Genomic DNA, 22,291 nt, shown 5'->3' on the forward strand with positions numbered 1-22,291 from the left:
CACGTGGCCAACCGTTCTCAGTATTCCTTCAGGTTGCTGAACTCGCCCCATGCCAGGTAGGTTTTCGGGGCTTCCACGAAAGAGTAGATATTCTCCACGATACTCAGATGCCGGCGTTCCTCTTCGGCCAGCTTCAGCAGCAACGCGCGGGCAGCCTCGTTATCAGCCTTGGCTGCCATTTCCTCATAGAATTTGATGCTTTCCTCCTCCTCCTTAACCACATGCTGATATCCATCCGGGTCCCGAAGCAGTTCCGCCACCAGATCGCGCTTGCCAAGCAGAGGCTTGAAAGTGCAAACAGCGTCATCGAGGGCCTTAAAATCCGCTTTTGCAGTATCAACACCTTCCAGCATGGACATGAGAGTATCGTGGTGTTCTTTCTCCGCAGCGGCCAGCAGCCCGAAAATGCTCCGCAATTCCTCAACCGACGATGCCGCAGCCAGCTGAGTATAGTGGCTGGCAGCCTCTTCCTCCATCTTGAGCGCACAGTCGATGATGTTCATGCACAAGCCCCCTTTCCCTCGGTTGATTTGTACTTCCTGCTGTAAGGATACCAAACCACAGGAAATTTTCATGTGCAAGCGGGGCAGGAAAAAGTGGATGAAAAAAAAGGGCGCCGAACGGCGCCCTCTACAGCGTGTCTATTCCCACTCGATGGTGGCGGGAGGCTTGCTGGAGATGTCGTAGACCACCCGATTGACCCCCTTCACCTCGTTGATTATCCGGCTCGATATGCGGGCCATGTCCTCATAGGGAAGCGGGTACCACCCCGCCGTCATGAAGTCCTTGGTCTCCACGGCCCTAAGTGCTACCACATACTCATAGGTACGGCCGTCGCCCATGACCCCGACGCTCTTCACGGGGAGAAAGACGGCAAAGGCCTGACTGATCTTGTCATAGTGGCCGGCGGCGTAAAGCTCCTCGATATAGATGGCGTCGGCCCGGCGAAGGATGTCGGCATACTCTTTCTTCACCGCGCCGAGAATCCTGACCCCCAGCCCCGGCCCCGGGAACGGATGGCGCCATACCATCTGGCGGGGCAGCCCCAGCTCTTCGCCAATGGAGCGCACTTCGTCCTTGAAGAGCTCGCGCAGGGGCTCCAGAAGCTTCAGCTTCATGTAGTCGGGGAGCCCCCCAACGTTGTGGTGGCTCTTGATGTTGTGGGCCTTTCCGGTCTTGGCCCCGGCGCTCTCGATGACGTCGGGGTATATGGTCCCCTGGGCAAGCCAGCGGGCATCGGCGATTTTCCCCGATTCTTCCTCGAAGATATCGACAAAGAGCTTGCCGATGATCTTGCGCTTTTTCTCAGGGTCGCTCTCTCCTTCCAGCGCCGAGAGAAACCGCTCTTCAGCGTCCACCCTTATGACCTTTACCCCGAGGTTCTCGGCAAAGGTTGCCATCACCTGGTCCCCCTCGCCGAGGCGCAACAGCCCGTTGTCCACGAAGACACAGGTAAGCTGGTCGCCGATGGCCCGATGGATAAGGGCCGCCGCCACCGACGAGTCTACCCCGCCGGAGAGGCCCAGAATCACCCGGTCGCTTCCCACTTGCGTCCGGATGCGGCTGACGGCGTCCTCGATAATATGCCCAGGAGTCCATTGCCCGCTGCAGCCGCAAATCTTGCGCACAAAAGTATCAATGAGGACTTCACCCCGCGGGGTATGGTTCACCTCAGGGTGAAACTGTACCCCGTAAAGGTTACGCTCCACATCCTGTATGGCGCAGACCGGAGCGTTGTCCGTCTTCGCCACCACATCGAAGCCGGCCGGCACCCGTGATACATGGTCGCCATGGCTCATCCAGACCGGGCTTTTCCCATCGACAAAAAAACCGTCGAAAAGGTGGCCGGGAGCTCCTTCGGAGAGGAGATCGGCATGGCCGAACTCACGCTTTCCGGCGGGAACCACCTCGCCGCCGAAGTGGCGGCTCATGAGCTGCATCCCGTAGCAGATGCCAAGAACCGGCACCCCCAGCTCGAACAACGCCTCCTCGACCGCGGGCGCTCCCTCTTCATAGACCGACTTGGGGCCGCCCGACAAGATGATGCCGCGCGGGGAAAAGTCGCGAATCGCCGCCAGATCCATATCGAACGGATGCAGTTCGCAGTAGACGTGAGCCTCACGCACCCGACGGGCAATGAGCTGGGTGTACTGCGAGCCGAAATCCAGGATCAGTATCTTCTCTTGATGAATGTCACTGCTCATCGAACGTTCTCAACCCGGTAGTTGGGTGCTTCCTTGGTAATCATAACGTCGTGGACGTGGGACTCCTTGAGGCCCGCGCCGGTAATCCGGACAAAACGCCCCTTCTGCTGAAGCTCCTGAATGGTCCGGCTTCCGGTGTATCCCATGCCGGCCCGGAGCCCACCCATAAGCTGATGCACGTTTGCCCCAAGCGGTCCGCGCAGCGGAACCATTCCTTCTATCCCTTCGGGGACCAGCTTGACGTCGCTCTCCACGTCGCTCTGGAAGTATCGGTCCTTGCTCCCCTCTTTCATGGCCCCGATGGAGCCCATGCCGCGGTAGCTCTTGTAGGCGCGGCCCTGGTAGAGGATGGTGTCGCCGGGAGATTCCTCGGTTCCGGCGAAGAGGGAACCGATCATGATAACGTCCGCGCCGGCGGCGATCGCCTTCGTTACGTCGCCCGAATACTTTACGCCGCCATCCGCAATGAGGGGGATATCGTTTTTGCGGGCAACCTTTGCACACTCGGCAATGGCGCTGATCTGCGGAACGCCGACCCCGGCCACCACTCGGGTGGTACAGATGGAACCGGGTCCGATACCAACCTTGATGGCGTCAACACCTGCCTTGACGAGAGCCTCGGCAGCCTCCGCCGTGGCAATATTGCCGGCGATGAGCTCAACCTCCGGGAATTTGTCTTTAATGGCGCGTATCGAGTCAAGTACCCCCTGGGAGTGACCATGGGCAGTATCGATGGCGATGACATCGACTCCGGCTTTGACGAGTGCATCGACGCGGGCTTCCATGTCGGCGGTGGGGCCGACGGCGGCGCCGACCCGCAAGCGCCCGAGGGCATCCTTGCAGGCATTGGGGTATTTTCTGACCTTCTCGATATCCTTGATGGTAATGAGACCCTTCAGGTTCTTATCGTTATCAACCACCAGGAGCTTCTCCACCCGCGTGTGCTTCAGGTGCTCCTTGGCTTCTTCCAGGGTTGTCCCCACCGGAACGGTCACAAGGCGGTGCTTCGTCATGCGGGCCGAGATGGGAAGGTTCAGGTCCGTCTCGAAACGGAGGTCGCGGTTGGTGAGGATGCCGACCAGCTTCCCCTTGGAGTTGGTGACGGGAACCCCGGATATCCGGTATTTCTCCATGATGGCCAGGGCCTCGTGGATTTTCTGGGTGGGGCGCATGGTTATTGGGTCCACGATCATCCCGGACTCGCTCTTCTTGACCTTGTCCACCTCCATTGCCTGCTCTTCAATGGTCAGGTTTTTGTGGATGATGCCGAGCCCACCCTCCCGAGCCATGCAGATGGCGGTCCGCGCCTCGGTAACCGTATCCATGGCGGCTGAAACCAGCGGTATGTTCAGGGTGATGTTTCGGGTCAGTCGGGTATTGAGGGAGACATCGCGGGGAAGGACATGGGAATGGGCGGGAACGAGAAGAACATCGTCGAAGGTCAGACCTTCCTGAATCGTTTCATCTAACATCGCGGACTCCTTTGTGGTGGGTCTCAAACTATTAACCGTAAAAGATAGTCAAGTGAAAAATGTGAGTCAAGTAAAAAGGCTTTAAAATCAAAGAGATTTTTTAGCCTGATTTGAAAGAAAACATCTTCTCACAACGCCCCTGCCCATCAACGGGGGATGAAGGTATCTTTATCACCCATTGCCGGCAGCGCTGAAACGATTAGTCGAACAGCGTTCTCCAGATCGGAGAGTGAAAGAACCTCCACCGGCGTGTGCATGTAGCGCAGCGGCAGTTTCACCAGTGCCGTGGCCACTCCGCCCCGGGATATCTGCATCACGTTGGCGTCGGTGCCGGAGGCCCTGGCGATGCCGGTGTATTGTACCGCAATCGCCTCCCGCTCCGCCGTTGCCGAGAGAAGGTCAAAGAGGGGCGGATTGATGTTGGCGCCCCGGGAAAGAATCGGCCCTTTGCCGACCTTCACCTCGCCGTTATGCTTTTTTTCCACATCGGGCTGGTCGGTTGCAAAATCCACCTCCACACAGATCCCCACGTGGGGGTTCACACTGTAGGCGCTGGTGGTGCCGCCGCGAAGCCCGATCTCTTCCTGCACGGAAGAAACACCGTAAAGGTCGACGGGAAGCTTGATCCCGGATTCAGCCACTGTTCGCAGCACTTCGGCCACCACGAAACTCCCGGCCTTGTCGTCAAACGCGCGGGATGCCACCCGGTCCCCCAGAAGCGGCTCGAAGCCGACGGCAAAAGTTACCGGATCGCCGACACGCACATATTCCTGTGCCTCTTTTTTGTCGGCCGCACCGATATCGATGTACTGGGCATCAAGCCGTACGATCTTTTTCCGGTCCTCCTCATCCATGAGATGAATCGGCTTCTTTCCGATTACCCCTGCAACCGCCCCCTTGGCCGTGTGGACACGAACCCGCTTCCCCGGCGTCAGGTGCGCATCCACCCCGCCGATGGGCGCGAAGAAGAGAAAACCGTTGTCATCGATGTACTTGACCTGGAACCCGATCTCATCCGAATGCCCCACGACCATCACGCGCGGCAGGTCATCACCCTCACCGCGAATGAGGCCGATGACGTTTCCCATGACATCGGTGCTCACTTCGGCAAAGGGAGCGACATACTCGCGGAATACCCTCTGGGCTGGCTGTTCGTAGCCGGACGGGCTCGGCGCTTCAACAAGCTTCTTGAAAAAATCCAGCGATTCCTGACGCATGGGAGCTCCTCATTGAACTAATGGTCAAAGGTTATGGGTTATGGGAAAATTTGCAATCGGCTTCACATCGGATACTTGCCCAGATCCGCAGGATCGAGGTTTTCGAGAAAATCCACAAAACGCCGGGTGTCGGCATCCGTAAAGCGCTCGTCATCCTCATCGCCGACATATGAAATCTTGTCGAGAAGATGGTTGGCAACCATTACCGGAAGATTGTGTTTCAGGGCCAATGAAAGGGCCTCGGATATGCGCACCGGGAGCATCACCATTGCATCATCCACCCAAACCCCGGCCGCGGCGTCAAAGAGCCCGTCTTTCATATCCTCGATGACAACCTCTTTCACTTCGGCATCAAAGTGATTGAGCAGCGCGGAGAGCAAATCCTTGCGGTCGCTCTTGGCCCCGGCATCATGGCGTATGAGCTCCGCCACGATATACAGGGCGTCGGTGCTGTTCATCCAGATGGGAATGGTGTTCGCCTCGTCGGCATCCTTGAGCAGGACCACGGGCCTCTGTGCTATGGAATCGAGGGCGAAACCGTGAATGTTCATCTTCAGGTACATATATGCTCCATTTTTCTTACTGCATGGGTGCGAGTTCGCCAAGGAGCGAGTTCGGAAAGCCGCGGGTGATGCGCACATCAACCAGCGAACCGACAAGAGAAGGGTCTGCGGCGAAGTTCACAATCAGATTGCCGCCGGTACGGCCGTAAAGCTGGTCGCCCCTTTTGCTCATCCCCTCCACGAGAACCTGCTGACAGGTATCCACAAAGCCGGCATGGCGCTCGATAGTCATTTCCCGCTGGAGAGCCTGGACCCGTTCGAGCCGCTCCGTGGCCTCCTTGCGCGTGACCCTGCCGGGAAGGGACGCAGCAGCGGTTTCCGGCCGGGGCGAATAGGCGAACGAAAAGATATCGGTGTAACGGACTTCTTCCATAAGTGATAGTGTCTGGAGAAAATCGTCCTCGGTCTCGCCGGGAAAACCGACGATGACGTCGCCGGTAATGAGAATGTCCGGGCGGGCCGCCTTGAGTGCTGCAACCTTTTGCAGATACTCCTGCCGCGTGTAGCCGCGGTTCATGCGCGCAAGAATCGCATCGCTCCCCGCCTGGGCGGGAAGATGGATATGGCCGCACAGCTTCGGCAACTCGGCAAAACAGGCAATGAGCTCTGGTGAGATATCCTTTGGGTGGGACGTGGTGAAACGAATCCGTTCAAGGCCGTCGATGGCGGATATTTCCCGGAGGAGCCCCGCGAAGGTCAACTCGCCCGGCATTTTCAAGCCATAGGAGTTAACGTTCTGGCCGAGAAGCGTCACCTCACGCACGCCACCGGCCACGGCACCGCGCACTTCGTCGATAATCTCGGCGGAGCGGCGGCTGATCTCCCGCCCCCGCACATAGGGAACGATGCAGTAGGAGCAGAAATTATCACACCCCTGCATGACCGTCACAAATCGTGTTACGCCCCCACCGTCGTCAACCCGCGGAAAAAGGTCGAGGCGGGTCTCATTGTCGATGAAATCCACGGCGGCCCTGCGCTTGCCCTGCTCCGCCGAGCGGACCATTTCGGGCAAGAGATGAAGGTTGTGGGTGCCGAAGACGAGATCGAGCCAGGGGACTCTCTTCAGGAGCCGCGCCCCCTCCTGCTGGGCAACGCAGCCGCCAACCCCAAGTAGGAAGCGCCTCTCGCGCTTAAGTCCCCTGAAGCGGCCCAGATAACTGTAAACCTTGTGCTCGGCTTTTTCCCGCACGCTGCAGGTATTGACAATTATCAGGTCTGCCGCCGATGCATCGGGAGTCGGCGTGTACCCTTCTCCCTTCAGGAGCGCCGCAACCTTCTCGGAATCATTAACATTCATCTGGCAGCCAAAGGTTTCGATATATAGAAGTTTTTCGTCGGACACGGATTCTCTTTCCTCAGGATAATCTTTAGATACTACGAGATTGCGTCATGTCACGTCAACAGCCTATTTAGCGAAAGCTCTACTGGCACGCATACAAATGCGAGTGCCCAAAAGTGTCAACGAGATCACAAAATTGTGTCATATGACCGACACCATCTAATGGCCACAATATACAACTATCCAAAATATTGAATAAATATATTCTGGCATCCGTATTGCTTTTCGACTATCGTATTGTAAAATGCATTCCGATCATGCCACATGAATGTGCGCTAATCGACTCCAAGTGATCAACAGTTTTAAACGCAGGCTAATCACACCAAGAAAGGAGAACGCATGAAAAGCACTACCCGGAAGGTCCTTGCAGGTGCCCTGCTCGTCGGGCTCTGCCAGCCGATTACTGCACTTGCCGCAGACCAGGCTGACCTGGAGAAGAAAATGGAGGCCCTCGAGAAAGAGCTGGAGTCTCTCAAGGGTCAAATGAAAGACACCGACAGAAAAGTTGACAAGGTTGAGGAAAAATCCATTGGCCGCTGGCTGACCATCAGTGGTGATTACCGGTTCCGGTATGACTATCTGCAAGGCCGCACTGCTAAATATTTGGTACCTAATCCAGCGGATCCCATGAATCCATTTCCAAGTGCCAGTAAGTCTGTAAAAGACAGTTCACTCTTCACGAACCGCTTCGGCCTTAACCTCAAGGCCAAGGCCACCCAGAACGTGAGCGTCACCGCCCGTCTCCTCATGTACAAGGTGACCGGCGATCAGGATGATGCCGCTCTTCAAGGGAACTCAGCATATTCGTTCGACCGGGCCGGAGCTTTCGACGGCACCGTCGGCCATGTCCCGGGCGACAGCAAGCTTGCGGTCGACCGCGTTTACGCCACCTGGAGCAACATCATGGACCAGCCCATCTGGTTCTCGGTGGGTCGTCGCCCCTCCACCGGCGGCATCCCCTCACACCTGAAGCAGAATCAGGAGCGCCCCGGCAACGCCGGCGTTCCGCAACTGCTCGTTGATTATGCCTTTGACGGCGGCACCCTGGGATGGGCGCCGGACATCGAGGCGCTTCCCGGCGCATACGCCAAAATCTGCTATGGTCGCGGCTTCGAGAGCGGCATTCAGGATAGCAGCAACAACAGCCTCAAAGATACCGACATGATCGGCATCAACATTGTCCCTTACGACACCGACGCATTCCACGCCGAATTCCAGTACAACCGCGGCATGGATATCTTCGACGCACCGGTAATGCTCACTGGTCCGTACACATACCTTAAACCGACTGCAAACCTCGGCGACATCGACTGGTACGGCCTCTCTTTCTTGGGTAAAGTAAAGAATGCTGGACCAGGATCTTTCCACTGGTTTGTTAATGGCGCTATCAGCAAGACCCATCCCAACGGAGATCTGTTAGGAATCGACGGTAACGGCGACGGGCAAGTTGACCAAAACATGCCTGTTGCTCTTCTTTCCGATATGGGTGACACAAAATCCACCTCGGGATGGGCTGTATATGTCGGTGGCCGTTATGACTTTGAATCCACCGGGACGAAGATCGGCCTTGAGTACAACCACGGCTCCAAGAACTGGATCACTTTCGCACCGGCCGCTGACGACATGTGGACCAGCAAGGTGGGCACCCGCGGCGACGTCTACGAGGCCTACGTGATCCAGGAACTGAAATTCGCTCCGATTTCTTCCTATCTCAGCAAGGTATTCTTCAAGCTGGGCTACCAGTACTACAAATTTGACTACACCGGCAGCAACAGCTGGCTCGGCGCAGCGCACGAGTTCAACGAGCTTAACAACCCCATGCTGGCGCAGATGACTGCTCCCATGAAAACTGCCCAGGATCTGTACGCAACATTTGAAGTACATTTCTAAAAGAAGTATCCAAGGGGGGGCGCAAGCCCCCCTGCTCAGGAAGCACGAATAACGGAATTACGAACACCGTGAAGGCATCCAGCCGACACACAACACACAAGGAGAACGAAAATGAAAAAAGCGGTTTCAGTCATCATGATGGCAGCATTCATGGCCCTCAGCATCGTATCGTTCAGCGGTGTAGCAAGCGCCGAAGAAGTAAAGATGATTGGCGTTATCCAGAAAATCGAAATGAAGGGCGCCAAAGAAGCTGTTGTAACCCTCAAGGACAACAAAACCGGCAAGAACGTGGAAATCGTTGTCACCGACGATCTCACCCTCGACAAGTTCAAGGACAAAAGAATCAAGCTTGATGACGAAATTCGCTGCAAGTACGATAACGCAGGCGGCAAGAACACCAGCAAGCTCTTCCGGAAAACCGCCGGCTGCTAGGGCGCATTTAACTGAATAGATGATGCCAATTGCAGCCCTTATCAATGTGGCTGCAATTTTCTTGGGGCAGACATCCAATTATCTAAATATATTATCTATACATATTTTCGAATAATGTGTATTAATTAATTTAAAAAAAGAGAGGACCCTATGAACACAAAAGTTCTCGTCGGCACGCTGATGGCAGGTCTGCTGGCAACGGCGGCAGTAGAGGCCAAGGAACATGCCGGCAAGGAATACATTCAGAAGAATGGCTACAAGGGGCCGGAAACCTGCGAAGTCTGCCACGCCGGTACCGCAAAGCAGTTCCTGACGACTGTTCACTGGAAACACGCATCGAAGGTCGATAATGTGGAAAATCTCGACCCCAAGCAGGAATACGGGATGAAAAACCGTATTTACACCATGTGCAACGGCAACGATATCGTCAACAACCTGAAGGAGATTCCCAAAGCTGCCGACGCAAAGAAGACCAAGTTTTCCGGCTGCAACACCTGCCATCCGGGCAACCACCTATCCGACGTGGGGAGCACTGGCGCTGAGGCAGAAGCTGCCGTCGACTGTCTCGTCTGTCACTCGAATTCCTATGACTTCAGCAAGCGCGCTCCCCATAAGGATGATAAAGGCAACGTAGTGCTCGGTCAGGACCGCAGCACCGAAGCTGCCCTCACCATCTCGAAGCCGACGGTCAAGAACTGCATGACCTGCCACGAAGCGGCAGGGGGCGGCGTTTATGTTAAGCGCGGCTTCACCTTCACGGCGGAGAACGATGTCCATGCCGCCATGGGAATGGTCTGCGTCGATTGCCACAAGACCGAAAATCACCGGATACCGACCGGCTTCGACCCGAACAACTGGGCCCACGACGGTCTGCGCCTCTCCTGCGAAGGGTGCCACACCGAAAAGCCCCACGCTAACGAGGCGTACAATAATCACACTGCACACATTGCCTGCCAGACCTGCCACATAACCAGGACCGGCGGCACGTTTGCCAAGGACTTCACCGTATGGGAAAAGCTCTCCGACGGATACTATGAGCCGACCACTCTCCGCAAGGAAGCAAACGAGACGACACCGGTCTACGCCTGGTACAACAAAACCGTCGCAAACCGTCCCGACTTCATCGGCCCCAAAGGCGACCGCAAAGACGGCAAGAGCAAAATCTACCCATTCAAGATATTCCAGGGCAAAGCCTTCTTCAACAAGAAGGACGGCCAGCTCATGTCAATGGATTTTGCTCCACCCATGTCCAGCGGCGACACCCTTGCCGGGGTAGCATCAGCCGCCAAGATTCTCGGAATTAAAGACTACGAGCCCGTCCCGGGCTGGCAGACCATTTACTTCGGCAGCAACCACCTTGTGACCAAGTCCAAGGCCCTGACCTGCAACAACTGCCACGCCCCCAACGGTGTCCTTAACTTCAAGGATCTTGGCTACAGTGAAGCCGAGGTAAAGAAACTGACCACTCCGGAACTTTACTTCAAGTACATGGCAGAGAAACAAAAAGAAGATTGGTAATCTCCCTTTTAAGCCTCCTTCAATGCAATGGGGGGTGGTCATCCCACCCCCCCTTTTTTTCACTTCAGTTCATGCAAAGCTCGTCAAACTCGGTCTTGACGCACATCAGAAAATCCTTCACGAACGGATCATTGGACTTGCGCCTGCTCACGGCAACGGTTCGATACCTGTTGTGACAAAACCCCTCAACCCTGTGTTCTCTGAGAGTTTGCTCATCCAGCTGTTTCCGCACCAAACTTGTAGAAACGAATGAAATCCCGCCTCCGGCAAGTACTGTCTCCACTGTCAGACGCAAGTCGTCATAGATAACCGTACTCCTGAAATCCTCGATATCACATCCCATGGCCGACAAGTTGTGCCGAAGAAGTTTCTTGGAACTGCAACCGTCTTTGCGGGCAATGAGCCGCTGGGCCTTTAGCTGTTCGATATCGGCAATGGGCGAGGGAATTCCCAGGGAGGGAGAGCTGATAAAGACCAGTTCATCCTTGGGAAGGTCTACTTTGTGAAACTCCGAAAGGTCGAGCCCATCGCAGTGTTCAATGATTCCGATGTCGAAATCCCTTTCGGCAAGCCCCTTCACCGCCTGCTCCGGCGTAGAGAACATGAACTTGAGATCGACAGTGTCGGCATTTTTCTGCATGAAGCAGTTGAGTACCCCCGGAAGGAAAGCCGTTCCGAAAGATGGCGTGCAACAGATCGAGAGGCTTTGCCTGCCGGTAAACTTTTGCAGTTCGTCCTGAAGAGATTTTTCTATCTCAAGCATCGCCTGGGCTTTTTTAACCACCATCTCGCCCGCCGGCGTCAGCATCACCACCGGTCCAGTTCTGTCAAGGAGCTCGCAACCGTAGCGCTCTTCCAGGAATTTTATCCTCTGGGACACGGCCGACTGGGTTATGCAGAGTTCCGTGGAAGCCTTTGAAAAACTCCCCTTTTCCGCAGCAACGATCAGCGTTTTCAGATACATCGTTTCCATAGATTCACCTTCCCTCCAACAATCTTGCCGTGCAGCAGACCCCATTAGCAGCACTTATGCATTCATTAAAATGATTCGTTTTGGTTTTCGGTATTTCTCGACGATAAATACATAAATGCCGAAAGCGATTAATCACCAGTTAAAGCGCATGAATACACTGCAAGGTTCGTGCAAATTCACCACCAAAAGGAGGTGGTTTTATGGGTCTGCGGGCACTGTGCCCACGGTAATTCCGCCGAAGTACTGATTGAATCGAAGCACACCACAAAAAGGAGCAGCCATGCAAAAAAAGTTACCCAATGCCAGATGGTTGTCCCTGGCCGCATTGTCCGTGATTTCGCTAGTTGTTGGAGCATGCGCGACGGGCTCTGTCAGGGAACGGGTCCTGACCCTGCCGACCATTGAAGGCGCAGCATACGTCGGCGACAAGGACTGCGCCCAGTGTCACGACAAGATCGTTGAACCGTTTGCCGATACCATCCACGGCAAGCTGGCCGATTTCGAGGTTATGGGGGGAACGAAGGGGTGCGAGTCCTGCCACGGTGCCGGCAGCATCCATACTGCCGAAGGCGATTCGAGCAAGATTCTCTCCTTTGCGAGCCTTTCATCGGATCAGGCCTCGGCAATCTGCCTCAAGTGCCATTCGGCAGGCACCCACATGGAATGGGCCGGAAGCGAACATGCGCTGAACGAAGTGGCCTGCACCGATTGCCACAAGATACATCAAGGCAAGAAAGAGGCAAAACACAGCCTGAGGATGAGCGAAGTCGAACTTTGCTATTCGTGCCACCAGGAATACCGTGCCAAAGCCAACTTCCCCTCCCACCATCCGCTCCGCGAAGGGAAGATGACCTGCACCAGTTGCCATCAGCCCCACGGCACCGCCGAGAAGAGCCTCAAGACCGAAGAACGGGTGAACGACCTCTGCTTCACCTGCCACAGCCGCTACCAGGGTCCCTTCGTATTCGAGCATGCGCCGGTACAGGAAGACTGCACCATCTGCCATGACGCCCACGGCAGCGTGGCAAACAATCTTCTCAAACAGAGCGAGCCGTTCCTCTGCCTCCAGTGCCACGAGAGCCACTTCCACACCATCAGGACCGGCGCGACCGTCGACTCCGGCAACGTGGCTTACGATGCAAACACCATCGCCAATACAACCGACCCGCTCTCAGCGACGAATTCGGTTCAGTTTGACAACAGCCACGGCACCGACGGATGGGCCAAGGCCTTCGGCACCAAGTGTACCGTCTGCCATTCCCAGGTCCATGGCAGCGATCTCCCCTCGCAGACAGCACCGTCAATGAACAGCGATGGCTCAAGGGGCTGGCCCGATGGAGCCTCGGGACTTACCCGCTAACATGAACTGCACTGAATATGAGTAAAGGAGCAGATATGAAAATATCCGGAAAATGGCTGATGGCTCTACCGGTACTGGTCCTGTGCGCTCCGCTTTCACTTTTCGCCGAGCAGGAATCAAAAAACCTGTCTGCGACAATTGAAACGGGGGCAGCAGGGCTGGCAGTATCGGATGACATCAGCCGCGTGAACGAATATTCGTCAATACGGACCAAGCCCGGCGTCAACCCCTATGGGAAAGTCGATCTCAGTGTCAAAGGAGCAGGCATCACACTGGATGGCGACGTCAGGTTCATGGACTCCAGGGATCAGACGCACAATGTGAAATTGGACGTCAAGCGGGTTCTTAGATCCAGCTTCAGCTATGATGTGTTTCAGCATTGGCTAGACCATGACCAGATAAACTATCTCGACGCGGCAATCCCCAAAGCACCCGCACTCTCTGGGCCGTCCACGACAATCGGCACCAACACTGCGTTCCTTGAAAGCAACAACACCATCACCCCAAACTTCGTACCGGGCTTCCTGGTAACCGAGACGGCCAGCGGAACCCGTTATGTAGCCAACTCCTGGACGCCGACTGCCGGGTACACTGCCCAGCAGATAGGTCGCGCATCGGTCTTCGGCGAGGATCTGACCCCAAATGCCGATTTCTCCGTGGTGCGCCGGGAATGGAAAAGCCACTCGGACCTCACCCTGCCCCAGCTTCCGAACCTGACCTTCCACTTCACCTACCGCAACGAGGACCGCAACGGGATGGAGCAGTCCATAGGCATGAGCAAATGCACCTCGTGCCACGTGACCGGCAAAGGGAAGAAGATCGACGAAAACACCAGGGACATTACCGCCGGCGTCACGGGTAAGTTCGGGCTGCTGACCTTGAACTACTCTTACATGAACCGACAGTTCAGGGAGCACGGCGCCGACCCGACGATGACCTATGACCCGGCACTGTCTCCGGGCATGAATTTCCCGGCCAATTACCTGACCGCGGCCCAGGGGTTCGATAACCGGCTCCTGTACGATTACCGCAATGGGGGGCTCAGGTATGATGTTACCCCCGATTCCAACAAGGACAGCCACGTCATCAAGGCCAAGCTCGACCTGCCGCACAACACCACCATGGTGGCCAGTTACGTGAACACTACTGTCGACAGTACAAAGACAGGAGACGCGGATATATTTTCCCTGGACCAGGGGAAACTGAAGACCTCCTACGATGCCTACGGCGGCAGGATCACCGCCACCCCGTGGAAAAACCTGACGGTAACGCTGCGCGGAAAGGCAGAGAAGATCGAGAATGACGATGTAACCCTCTCGTTCAACACCCTTCCAGTCGTTGATGTCGCCTCATGGGGCACAGCGCCGAACCAGTTCACTCCCACGGCGGAGTCGCTGTCGCCGACGCGGCATTCGGTGCTCTCCAGGGATGTGGCAACCCTCGGCATGGATACCGTTTACCGGCTGGCGAAACGGACCACTCTCCGCCTGGGCTATGAGTACAAGAACGAAGACCGCGACGACGAGCTCTTCGGAAAGACCGAGACCCATAAAATCAAGGCGTCACTCAACAGCAGGCCCACCAATACGCTCTCAATGAGGGCCAGCTACACTTACAAGGACATCGAGAACCCGTTCCAGAATCCCGATGCCGCACTGGTACCGACGACATCGGTCATGGCCCCCTTCACGACAACGGTCATCGGCGGTCCGACCTATGGGGTCTCATTCTACGACGAGCGGATCGCAGATCTCTCCAACCAGCCCGACAGTGTTCACGAAGGGGCTGTCACCGCCACATGGTCGCCTTCGGCCCGTTTTTCGACTACCGCCTACTACCGCGTAAAGATGGAGCAGAACGACCTCAACACGTCCAGCTGGAAACAGCAGACCCATTCGCCGGGCATTTCCTTCTGGTATGCACCGAGCGATAAAGTGAACATCACCCTCGCCTACAACTTCATGAAACAGACATCCAAAACAGACTTCTGCCAAGGATGGTACGATGGCTGAGCGGGGGTAATCCCATCGACCCAGTTTGGGTCGACATGCGACAATTTCGAGTACGACACCGAAGTTCATACTCTTTCGCTGAACACGACTTACCAGGCAACAGACAAGCTGAAACTGCACGCAAACGCCCTGTATAATGATGCAACGGCCGAAATGAGCGGGCTTTACCTCTCGCCCATAGACACAACCGACTACATCATTAACCAGCTGTACTCCACCGACAACCTTGCACGGTTCAGCACCTACTCGGATCTGAGCTATGAGCAGATTGAATGCAGTCTCGGCGGCACCTATAACTTCACCCGGAACCTCTACCTGACTGCCCAGGCCGGGTTCTCGCAGTTCGTGGACGATGCTCCCTACGTCTACGGCGACCAGGACGGAATCAGCTACTCCGGATCCCTGGGGCTCGGGTACCGTTTCTAACGCAAAGAACGGCAGCAGCCTCATTTGCGTATGCAATTGGGCGGACTCCCGGAGTCCGCCCTCTTTTTGTGCCTGGCTCCCATGGAGCCGCGGCATTTTTAACTTGACTATGAAATGAGTTCAGTGGTAATTATAAACCTTTCGTAACTACCAGAATCTACTCGATACACATACGGAGGTGCAGTTTGGCTCATCACAAGTCGGCCCTGAAAAGGATCAAGCAGAACAAGAAGAAACAACTCAGAAACAAGTCTATCCGCTCTGGTCTGCGGACTTTCATAAAGAATGTACGTGAGGCGGTTGAAGCCAAGGATGCAGCCAAGGCAAAAGAAGCCCTTCAGGCAGCTATTCCGGTCATCGACAAGGCAGCCACCAAGGGGATCATCCACGCCAATGTTGCTTCCCGCAACGTTTCCCGTCTCACCAAACTGGTGAACACCCTCGGCTAGATATTTCCTGCCTTAAGCAATAAAAAAAGGGCGCCCGATTGGGGTGCCCTTTTTTATTACCGGGAAATTCCGCAGACATCCATCACAAGCCGCTCCATGATGAGTGCAGGCCGCCGTGACCCTCCCCCCTTGAGCTCCAGGTCAGCCGCGTACAGGCTTTCGAACACCCGTTTCAGTTCATGGGTCCCGAAATTACGCGCCTGCGCCATAACCCCTTTAAGGAAATAGGGGTTAATGCCTGCAAGGCGGGAGATATCCTGCTGCGCGACCTTCTGCGCCATCAAATCCCTTACCCGCCAAAGCTGACGGAAGTGCCTGGCAATCATGGCAAGGAGCATAAGCGGCGCCTCGCCATCCCGCAGGATGGTGGCAAGGCTCCGCAATGCCTTTGCCGGATCGCGTTCGCCCATGGCATTGGCAAGATCAAAAACGCTCTCAACCTTCGTGTCTGAAACGATACCCCGTACATCGCCAATGGTTATTGCTTCGCGCTGGCCAACATACAGTGCCACCTTTTCCAACTGTGTGGTTAATTCGCCCAGATTGCTTCCCACCAGATATACCAGCATTTCGGCCGCAGCCGGCTCGATGCGCTTGCCCAGGCTTTTTGCCTCTTCGCGGATGAAAGCGCCGAGCTGGTTCTCGTAGGGGCGCTTGCACTCCACGAGCTCACCCTTCTTTTTCAGTTCCTGGAAGAATTTCTTCCGCTGATCAACCTTCTCTCCGACGAAGACGAGGCACGTGGTGGGCGGCGGGTCCACGGCGCAGGCTGCAAGTATTTCCAGGGCGGCAGCGGAAAGGTCGCCGGAACGCTTCACGATTACCATCCTGCGATCGGCAAACATCGGAAGAGTCTGGGCCACCGACGCGATTTCATCTCCCTTGCACTCGTTGCCATAAAAAACGTCCAGATTGAAATCACGGAAATCAGGGGGGACAACGAGGTCTGTAAGCCGCTTTACGGCCCGCTCCATAAGGTAAGGTTCATCACCATGGAAATAGTAAAGGGGAGAAATATCTCCCCGTGACACTGCTTTATTGAATTCGTCGATTTTCATGGGATAAAGGGGATCCCGCGCAAGCCTGCACAGACATCAGAAATCTTCAGTCAAATGGATATAGACTTCCCGCGCCAGCTTGCGGCAAATCTCCCGAATGGCGGCATCTTCGCTGTTCTGCTGGAATACAAGGTCATCCAGGGCGGGAAAATCCTGGGAAGAGGTAAGGGTACCTTTCCAGATCACTTTTCCGGTCTCTTTATTTCTCAGGGCAACTTCAGCCGTCACCTTAGCCCGGTATTCCTTGACCTCATCCTCTGCGGTATAAGAGACATGGGATGTTGAATAATCAATGATGGCCCCGGAGAGCACAATATCCCCCCCCCTCTCCACAAGCTGGGCGCCTTCTCTCTTGACCAGTTCATCCACGATTATGTCGGAAAGGATCGCTTCGATGTTCGGCCGGAAACTGCGGTTATCGAATATGGTAACCTCCAGGGTCTTGCCTTCCAGCCCCGCCCCCCCCCTGGCCGGTTTCATGACGTGATATCCGCACCCCGAGATGACGAGGGCAGCCAGGGAAAGTGCCATCAGCCTTGCTATGTATCCCTTTACTGTCGGCATCGGTTCGTTACCCTACCACAATATTGAGGAGCTTGCCCGGCACGTAAATAGCCTTGCGGAGCTGTTTCCCCTCCAGCCACGGCTTCACCTTTTCGTCCGCAAAGGCGGCTGCCTTGACCTGCTCCTCAGTGGCATCGACGGATACCGTCAGTTTGCCCCTGAGCTTGCCATTCACCTGGACCACGATGAGGAACTCCGCATCAACTGCGGCCGCAGGATCGAAGGAGGGCCAACCGGCCGACTCTACCCCACCCCGGTGGCCGAGGGACTCCCAGAGCTCTTCTGCCACATGGGGAACGAAGGGGGAAAGCATTATGACGACGCTCTCGATGGCCTCAGTCAGAACCGGCCCGTTTTCGGGCGCATTCTTGGGCTCGAAGGCATAGATGGAGTTAACAAGCTCCATAATGGCCGCAATGGCGGTATTGAAATGGAAACGTTCATCGATGTCGTCGGTAACCTTGCGAATCGTCTTGTGAACGGAGCGACGAAGGGCAAGGGCCTCATCGGAAAGGGCCGCAGGATCTACAGCCGTTCCCTTGCCAACGAAAGGAAGAAGGTCGCAGACCAGGCGCCAGACCCGGCTGAGGAAGCGGAAACTACCGTCCACCCCCTGGTCGCTCCAGTCCAGATCCTTCTCCGGCGGCGCGGCAAAGAGGGAGAAGAGCCGGGCGGTATCGGCACCGTAACGGTTGATCAGTGCGTCGGGATCCACCACGTTCCCCTTGGACTTGCTCATCTTGGCGCCGTCCTTGATGACCATCCCCTGGGTGAGGAGATTCGTGAACGGCTCGTCCACGCTCACATACCCCAGGTCCCGCAAGGCCTTGGTGAAGAAGCGCGCATAGAGGAGGTGCAGCACTGCATGCTCGATGCCGCCGATATACTGATCCACCGACATCCAGTAAGCAGCCCTGGCCTTGTCGATGGGACCTGCGGCAAAATCGGGGCAGCAATAACGGAGGAAGTACCAGGAAGACTGGACGAAGGTGTCCATGGTATCGGTCTCCCGGCGGGCCATCTGACCGCAATGGGGGCAGGGAACATTCACGAAGGAGTCGAGCTTCTTGAGGGGGCTCCCACCCTCGCCCGTGAACTCCACATCCATGGGGAGCACCACCGGCAGGTCCTTTTCAGGCACCGGAACCACGCCGCAGATGTCGCAATAAATGACCGGAATCGGGTTTCCCCAGTAACGCTGGCGGGAGATGCCCCAGTCCCGCAGGCGGTAGTTCACGGTCTTGATGCCGATTCCTTCCTTTGCCAGGTAGTCGGCGATTTTCTCCTTGGCCTCGTCGCTGCGCAGCCCGTCAAAGGGACCGGAGTTGGCCATGGTCCCGATCTCGGTATAGGCGGCAGTCATGGCGGCGGGATCGAGGGTTTCGCCTTCGGGCTGGATAACCACCTGGAGCGGCAGATCGTACTTCTTGGCAAACTCGAAATCGCGCTGGTCATGGGTCGGTACTGCCATGACCGCGCCGGTGCCGTAGTCGAGAAGGACGAAATTGGCAAGGTAAATCGGCATCTTGCGATTTGTGACCGGATTGATGCAGTAAGATCCGGTGAAGACCCCCTCCTTCTCGAAATCCTCGGCGGTCCGCCTGATCTTGTCGGTCTTTTTCACCTTGTCGATGAAAGCTTCCACCCCGGCCCGGCGGTCCGGCGTCGTGAGCTCCAGGGCCATGGGATGCTCAGGGGCGAGAGACATGAATGTGGCGCCGAAGAGGGTGTCCTGGCGGGTGGTGAACACCCGTATCTTGCTGAGGCCGCCTTCCACGGGGAAATCAATCTCGCAGCCATAGCTCTTGCCGATCCAGTTGCGCTGCATGGTAAGGACGCGCTCGGGCCAGCCGGGGAGCTTGCCGGTGTTCTCCAGAAGTTCCTCAGCATAATCGGTAATCTTGAAGAACCACTGTTCCAGCTCCTTCTGGGTCACCTCGCTGTCGCAGCGCCAGCAGGCTCCGTCCTCCACCTGCTCATTGGCCAGAACCGTCTCGCATTTGGGACACCAGTTGACGTAAGAGGTCTTCTTGTAGGCAAGCCCTTTCCCGTACATCTCCAGGAACATCTTCTGTTCCCACTTGTAGTAGTCCAGGTCGCAGGTGGCCAGTTCGCGGTCCCAATCGTAGGAGAACCCCATTTTCTTGAGCTGGCTCCGCATATAGGCAATGTTCTCGTAGGTCCACTTGGCCGGATGGCTCTTATGCTGAATGGCCGCATTCTCCGCCGGCATGCCGAAGGCGTCCCACCCCATGGGATGAAGAACGTTGAACCCCCGCAGGCGCTTGAAACGCCCGATAACGTCGCCGATGGAATAGTTGCGCACGTGCCCCATGTGGATACGGCCCGATGGATAGGGAAACATTTCGAGAAGGTAATACTTGGGCTTGGCAGGGTCTTCAGTGACCTTGCAGGTTTTGTTCTCCTCCCAGGTTTTTTGCCATTTCTCTTCGACGTTTCGGGGGATGTATTTCTCTTCCACGGCGTGCTACCTCCGGCTGACGGGTAAGTAAAAAATCAAAACCAAGGGTCTGTACTTAGCACAAAAACGCCGGCCATGCAAATATGTTCACAGGGCCGGCGGGGCTTTCAAAAGATGGGCAGACAGGCTTTACAAGAACATCAATAGAGCCTTTTATGACACTTTTCGCAATTCACGGGATCTTTCACGCTGAAGGCCATGCTGAAACCGTGGCAGGCGCCGCACGACTGCCCCTGTTCCATATCTTTCATGGAATGGGAGCTCCTCCCGGAGCCGGCAACGATGATCTTGCTGTGACAGTCTGCGCAGCCATATCCTTTGGCCGAATGGGATTTATGGCTGAAAAGGACGCTCCCCACATCGCCGGGGAGCTCATACTTCACCCCTTTGGTAACCGGATGGCATTTTGCGCAATCGCCTGTGACGTTGAAGGCACTCTTGCCGTCATGACAGGCACCACAGGAATTCCCCTTTTCCATTTCGGCCATGGTCCAGGACCGGTTGTCGGCGTTCGGCTTGAACAGGGCGTCATGGCAATCCGTGCAACCATAGGCGTTGAGGTGGAATGCATGGCTGAAACGCGCGCCTGATTTACTGAAATCGATCTCCTTGACCGGATGGCACTTTGTACAGTTATCCTTCACGGCAAAAGCGCTTTTGCCGTCGTGGCACGCCCCGCACGAAGCCCCTTTCTCCATATCGGCCATGGTGTAGCGTTTAGCGGATGCACCGGCTCCGAAGATCCCATTGTGGCAGTCACTGCAACCATGGAGCGAAGTATGGACCCCATGGCTGAAGGGGGTGACTCCCGTCTGGCGCACAGCAAATGCCACATCCACTGTTGAGGTATGGCAGCGGTCGCACGATCCCTTGACAGTGAATGCGCTCGAACCATCGTGGCAGGCGCCGCAGGAGTTGCCTTCCTCCATCTGGGTCATGGTCCAGCGGCGGTTTCCCGGACCGGAGAGGAACAGCCCGTTATGGCAGTCGCTGCAGGTCTGGAATTCGAGGTGCTTCACATGGGGGAAGCGGGCATCATGGGGAAGGAGCACATCCCGCAGGGGGTGGCAGGTGCCGCAATTGGCGGCGGCAGTGGCGGCAAAAGCAGTTTTGCCGTCGTGGCACGCGCCGCACGACTTCCCTTTGCCCATCTCAGCCATCGTATAGCTTTTGCGTCCTTTTCCGGCGGTAAAGATGCCATTGTGGCAGTCACCGCAGCCATACATCTGACTGTGGGCATCATGCCTGAAATTCACGGTGCCGGCAGCCCCAGTTTTGAAGTTGACCTCTTTGGTTTTCACATGGCAACGGTCACAGTTGCCGCGCACTCCGAATACCGTTTTATCTTCATGACAGACACCGCAGGAAAGCCCCTTTTCCATATCGGCCATGGTGTAGCGCCGACTATTCACCCCGCCTACGAAGGTGCCGCTGTGGCAACTGCTGCACTCAAGAAGAGCGGTATGGACAGCATGGCTGAAGAAAGCATCACTTTTACTGAACGTCACATCCTTGACGGCAGTGTGGCAGCGGCCGCAGTCACCCTTGACCGAGAAGGCGGTGCTGCCGTTGTGACAGCCGCCGCACGACTGTTGCGTCTCCATCTCCAGCATTGTGTAGCGCCTGCTGTCGGGACCGGCCAGGAACAGCTTGTTGTGGCAGTCTCCGCAGACATGGCCGAATCCCAGGTGGACATCATGGCTGAAAGTGACGTCGGCAGAGAAGGGAATATTGCGAACCGCGTGACACTTGGTGCAGTCCCCCTTTACGGAGAAGGCAGTACTGCCGTCATGACAGGCACCACAGGAAACACCCTGCTCCATCTCCTTCATGGTGACGTTGGGATTGTCGGTCCTGGCGCCGAAGAGGGTATTGTGGCAATCGGCACAACCGTATGCGCCAAGGCCAAGATGAAATTTATGGCTGAAAATTACGGCCCCGAAGTGGGGGATATCCACCGGGACTTCCTTCGTTACGTGGCAGCGGGTACATTCGGCAAGGGCAAAAGCCCTTTTTGCGTTGTGACAAGCTCCACACGACTTGCCCGCCTCCATTTCCTTCATGGTGACCGGAGCCGCCTTGGTGCCGATTTTGAAGATCGAATTGTGGCAGAGCGTACAATTGCTGCCCAGGGCCTTCAGGTGTACCGGGTGATTGAAATCTACCGCCCCGGCGGTTTCGGTTTTGAATGTGACCACCTGGTAATCCTGGGCGAGAAGAAGAAAAGGCAGACATAGAATGAACAATATGGCAGGAATGAGCAGGCGTTTCACGAGAACTCCGAAAGGATTCGGAAGCCGTCGGCCGGGCTGCGGAAGAAATTTTTCTGCAT

General features: G+C 56.0%; 17 protein-coding genes. 6 read left to right on the forward strand and 11 right to left on the reverse strand.

Features of this window, described 5'->3' with window-relative positions:
* Positions 1–17: 17 nt before the first annotated feature.
* The 6 genes from JZM60_RS15570 to miaB all read right to left on the reverse strand — a co-directional run bounded on the left by JZM60_RS15570 (position 18) and on the right by miaB (position 6,798).
* Entirely contained in the window at positions 18–503 is a 486-nt protein-coding gene (locus tag JZM60_RS15570; protein ID WP_207163308.1) for a ferritin-like domain-containing protein, read from the reverse strand.
* A 138-nt stretch (positions 504–641) separates the two neighbouring features.
* Positions 642–2,204 carry a glutamine-hydrolyzing GMP synthase gene (gene guaA, locus JZM60_RS15575; RefSeq protein ID WP_207163309.1) on the reverse strand — a complete coding sequence of 521 codons (1,563 nt, stop codon included), beginning with the start codon at positions 2,202–2,204 and terminating at the stop codon, positions 642–644.
* Positions 2,201–3,676, reverse strand: coding sequence for an IMP dehydrogenase (guaB, locus tag JZM60_RS15580; RefSeq protein ID WP_207163310.1), 1,476 nt, complete (start codon positions 3,674–3,676; stop codon positions 2,201–2,203). The genes guaA and guaB overlap by 4 nt, the downstream gene beginning before the upstream one ends.
* Positions 3,677–3,822: 146 nt before the next feature.
* Positions 3,823–4,893 carry a M42 family metallopeptidase gene (locus JZM60_RS15585; protein WP_207163311.1) on the reverse strand — a complete coding sequence of 357 codons (1,071 nt, stop codon included), beginning with the start codon at positions 4,891–4,893 and terminating at the stop codon, positions 3,823–3,825.
* Between the two features lie 62 nt (positions 4,894–4,955).
* Positions 4,956–5,456 carry a bifunctional nuclease family protein gene (locus tag JZM60_RS15590; protein ID WP_207163312.1) on the reverse strand — a complete coding sequence of 167 codons (501 nt, stop codon included), beginning with the start codon at positions 5,454–5,456 and terminating at the stop codon, positions 4,956–4,958.
* A gap of 16 nt (positions 5,457–5,472) precedes the next feature.
* A complete protein-coding gene (miaB, locus tag JZM60_RS15595) occupies positions 5,473–6,798 on the reverse strand; it encodes a tRNA (N6-isopentenyl adenosine(37)-C2)-methylthiotransferase MiaB (protein WP_207163313.1) in 1,326 nt (441 codons plus the stop codon).
* 336 nt (positions 6,799–7,134) lie between these two features.
* Between miaB and JZM60_RS15600 the strand changes: the two genes are divergently transcribed.
* The 3 genes from JZM60_RS15600 to JZM60_RS15610 all read left to right on the forward strand — a co-directional run bounded on the left by JZM60_RS15600 (position 7,135) and on the right by JZM60_RS15610 (position 10,635).
* Positions 7,135–8,685, forward strand: coding sequence for a DUF3373 domain-containing protein (locus tag JZM60_RS15600; protein WP_207163314.1), 1,551 nt, complete (start codon positions 7,135–7,137; stop codon positions 8,683–8,685).
* Between the two features lie 111 nt (positions 8,686–8,796).
* Positions 8,797–9,117 (forward strand): hypothetical protein, encoded by a 321-nt coding sequence (locus JZM60_RS15605; protein ID WP_207163315.1) that lies wholly within the window; start codon positions 8,797–8,799, stop codon positions 9,115–9,117.
* Positions 9,118–9,267: 150 nt separating this feature from the next.
* A complete protein-coding gene (locus JZM60_RS15610; protein ID WP_207163316.1) occupies positions 9,268–10,635 on the forward strand; it encodes a cytochrome C in 1,368 nt (455 codons plus the stop codon).
* Between the two features lie 64 nt (positions 10,636–10,699).
* Here the strand turns inward: JZM60_RS15610 and JZM60_RS15615 are convergent, their stop codons facing one another.
* Positions 10,700–11,608, reverse strand: a complete 909-nt coding sequence (locus JZM60_RS15615; RefSeq protein ID WP_207163317.1) for a LysR family transcriptional regulator — start codon at positions 11,606–11,608, stop codon at positions 10,700–10,702.
* 280 nt (positions 11,609–11,888) lie between these two features.
* Here JZM60_RS15615 and JZM60_RS15620 point away from each other — a divergent pair, with 280 nt between their 5' ends.
* The 3 genes from JZM60_RS15620 to rpsT all read left to right on the forward strand — a co-directional run bounded on the left by JZM60_RS15620 (position 11,889) and on the right by rpsT (position 15,855).
* Positions 11,889–12,968, forward strand: a complete 1,080-nt coding sequence (locus JZM60_RS15620; protein WP_207163318.1) for a GSU2203 family decaheme c-type cytochrome — start codon at positions 11,889–11,891, stop codon at positions 12,966–12,968.
* Positions 12,969–13,003: 35 nt separating this feature from the next.
* Complete coding sequence (locus JZM60_RS15625; protein WP_263046526.1) at positions 13,004–15,406, forward strand: GSU2204 family CXXCH-containing (seleno)protein; 2,403 nt, start codon at positions 13,004–13,006, stop codon at positions 15,404–15,406.
* 185 nt (positions 15,407–15,591) lie between these two features.
* A complete protein-coding gene (gene rpsT, locus JZM60_RS15635; protein WP_207163320.1) occupies positions 15,592–15,855 on the forward strand; it encodes a 30S ribosomal protein S20 in 264 nt (87 codons plus the stop codon).
* 56 nt (positions 15,856–15,911) lie between these two features.
* On the opposite strand, the gene holA is transcribed toward rpsT, so the two are convergent.
* The 4 genes from holA to JZM60_RS15655 form a co-directional block, all read right to left on the reverse strand.
* Entirely contained in the window at positions 15,912–16,913 is a 1,002-nt protein-coding gene (gene holA, locus JZM60_RS15640) for a DNA polymerase III subunit delta (RefSeq protein ID WP_207163321.1), read from the reverse strand.
* 36 nt (positions 16,914–16,949) lie between these two features.
* Positions 16,950–17,444: an LPS assembly lipoprotein LptE gene (gene lptE / locus JZM60_RS15645; RefSeq protein WP_241426295.1), complete on the reverse strand. Its 495-nt coding sequence runs from the start codon at positions 17,442–17,444 to the stop codon at positions 16,950–16,952.
* 40 nt (positions 17,445–17,484) lie between these two features.
* On the reverse strand, positions 17,485–19,959 hold the full coding sequence (leuS, locus tag JZM60_RS15650; RefSeq protein WP_207163323.1) for a leucine--tRNA ligase: 2,475 nt from the start codon (positions 19,957–19,959) through the stop codon (positions 17,485–17,487).
* Between the two features lie 140 nt (positions 19,960–20,099).
* Positions 20,100–22,232: a cytochrome c3 family protein gene (locus JZM60_RS15655; protein WP_207163324.1), complete on the reverse strand. Its 2,133-nt coding sequence runs from the start codon at positions 22,230–22,232 to the stop codon at positions 20,100–20,102.
* Positions 22,233–22,291 lie beyond the last annotated feature (59 nt).

The organism is Geobacter benzoatilyticus, assembly GCF_017338855.1.
Taxonomy (GTDB): Bacteria; Desulfobacterota; Desulfuromonadia; order Geobacterales; family Geobacteraceae; genus Geobacter; species Geobacter benzoatilyticus.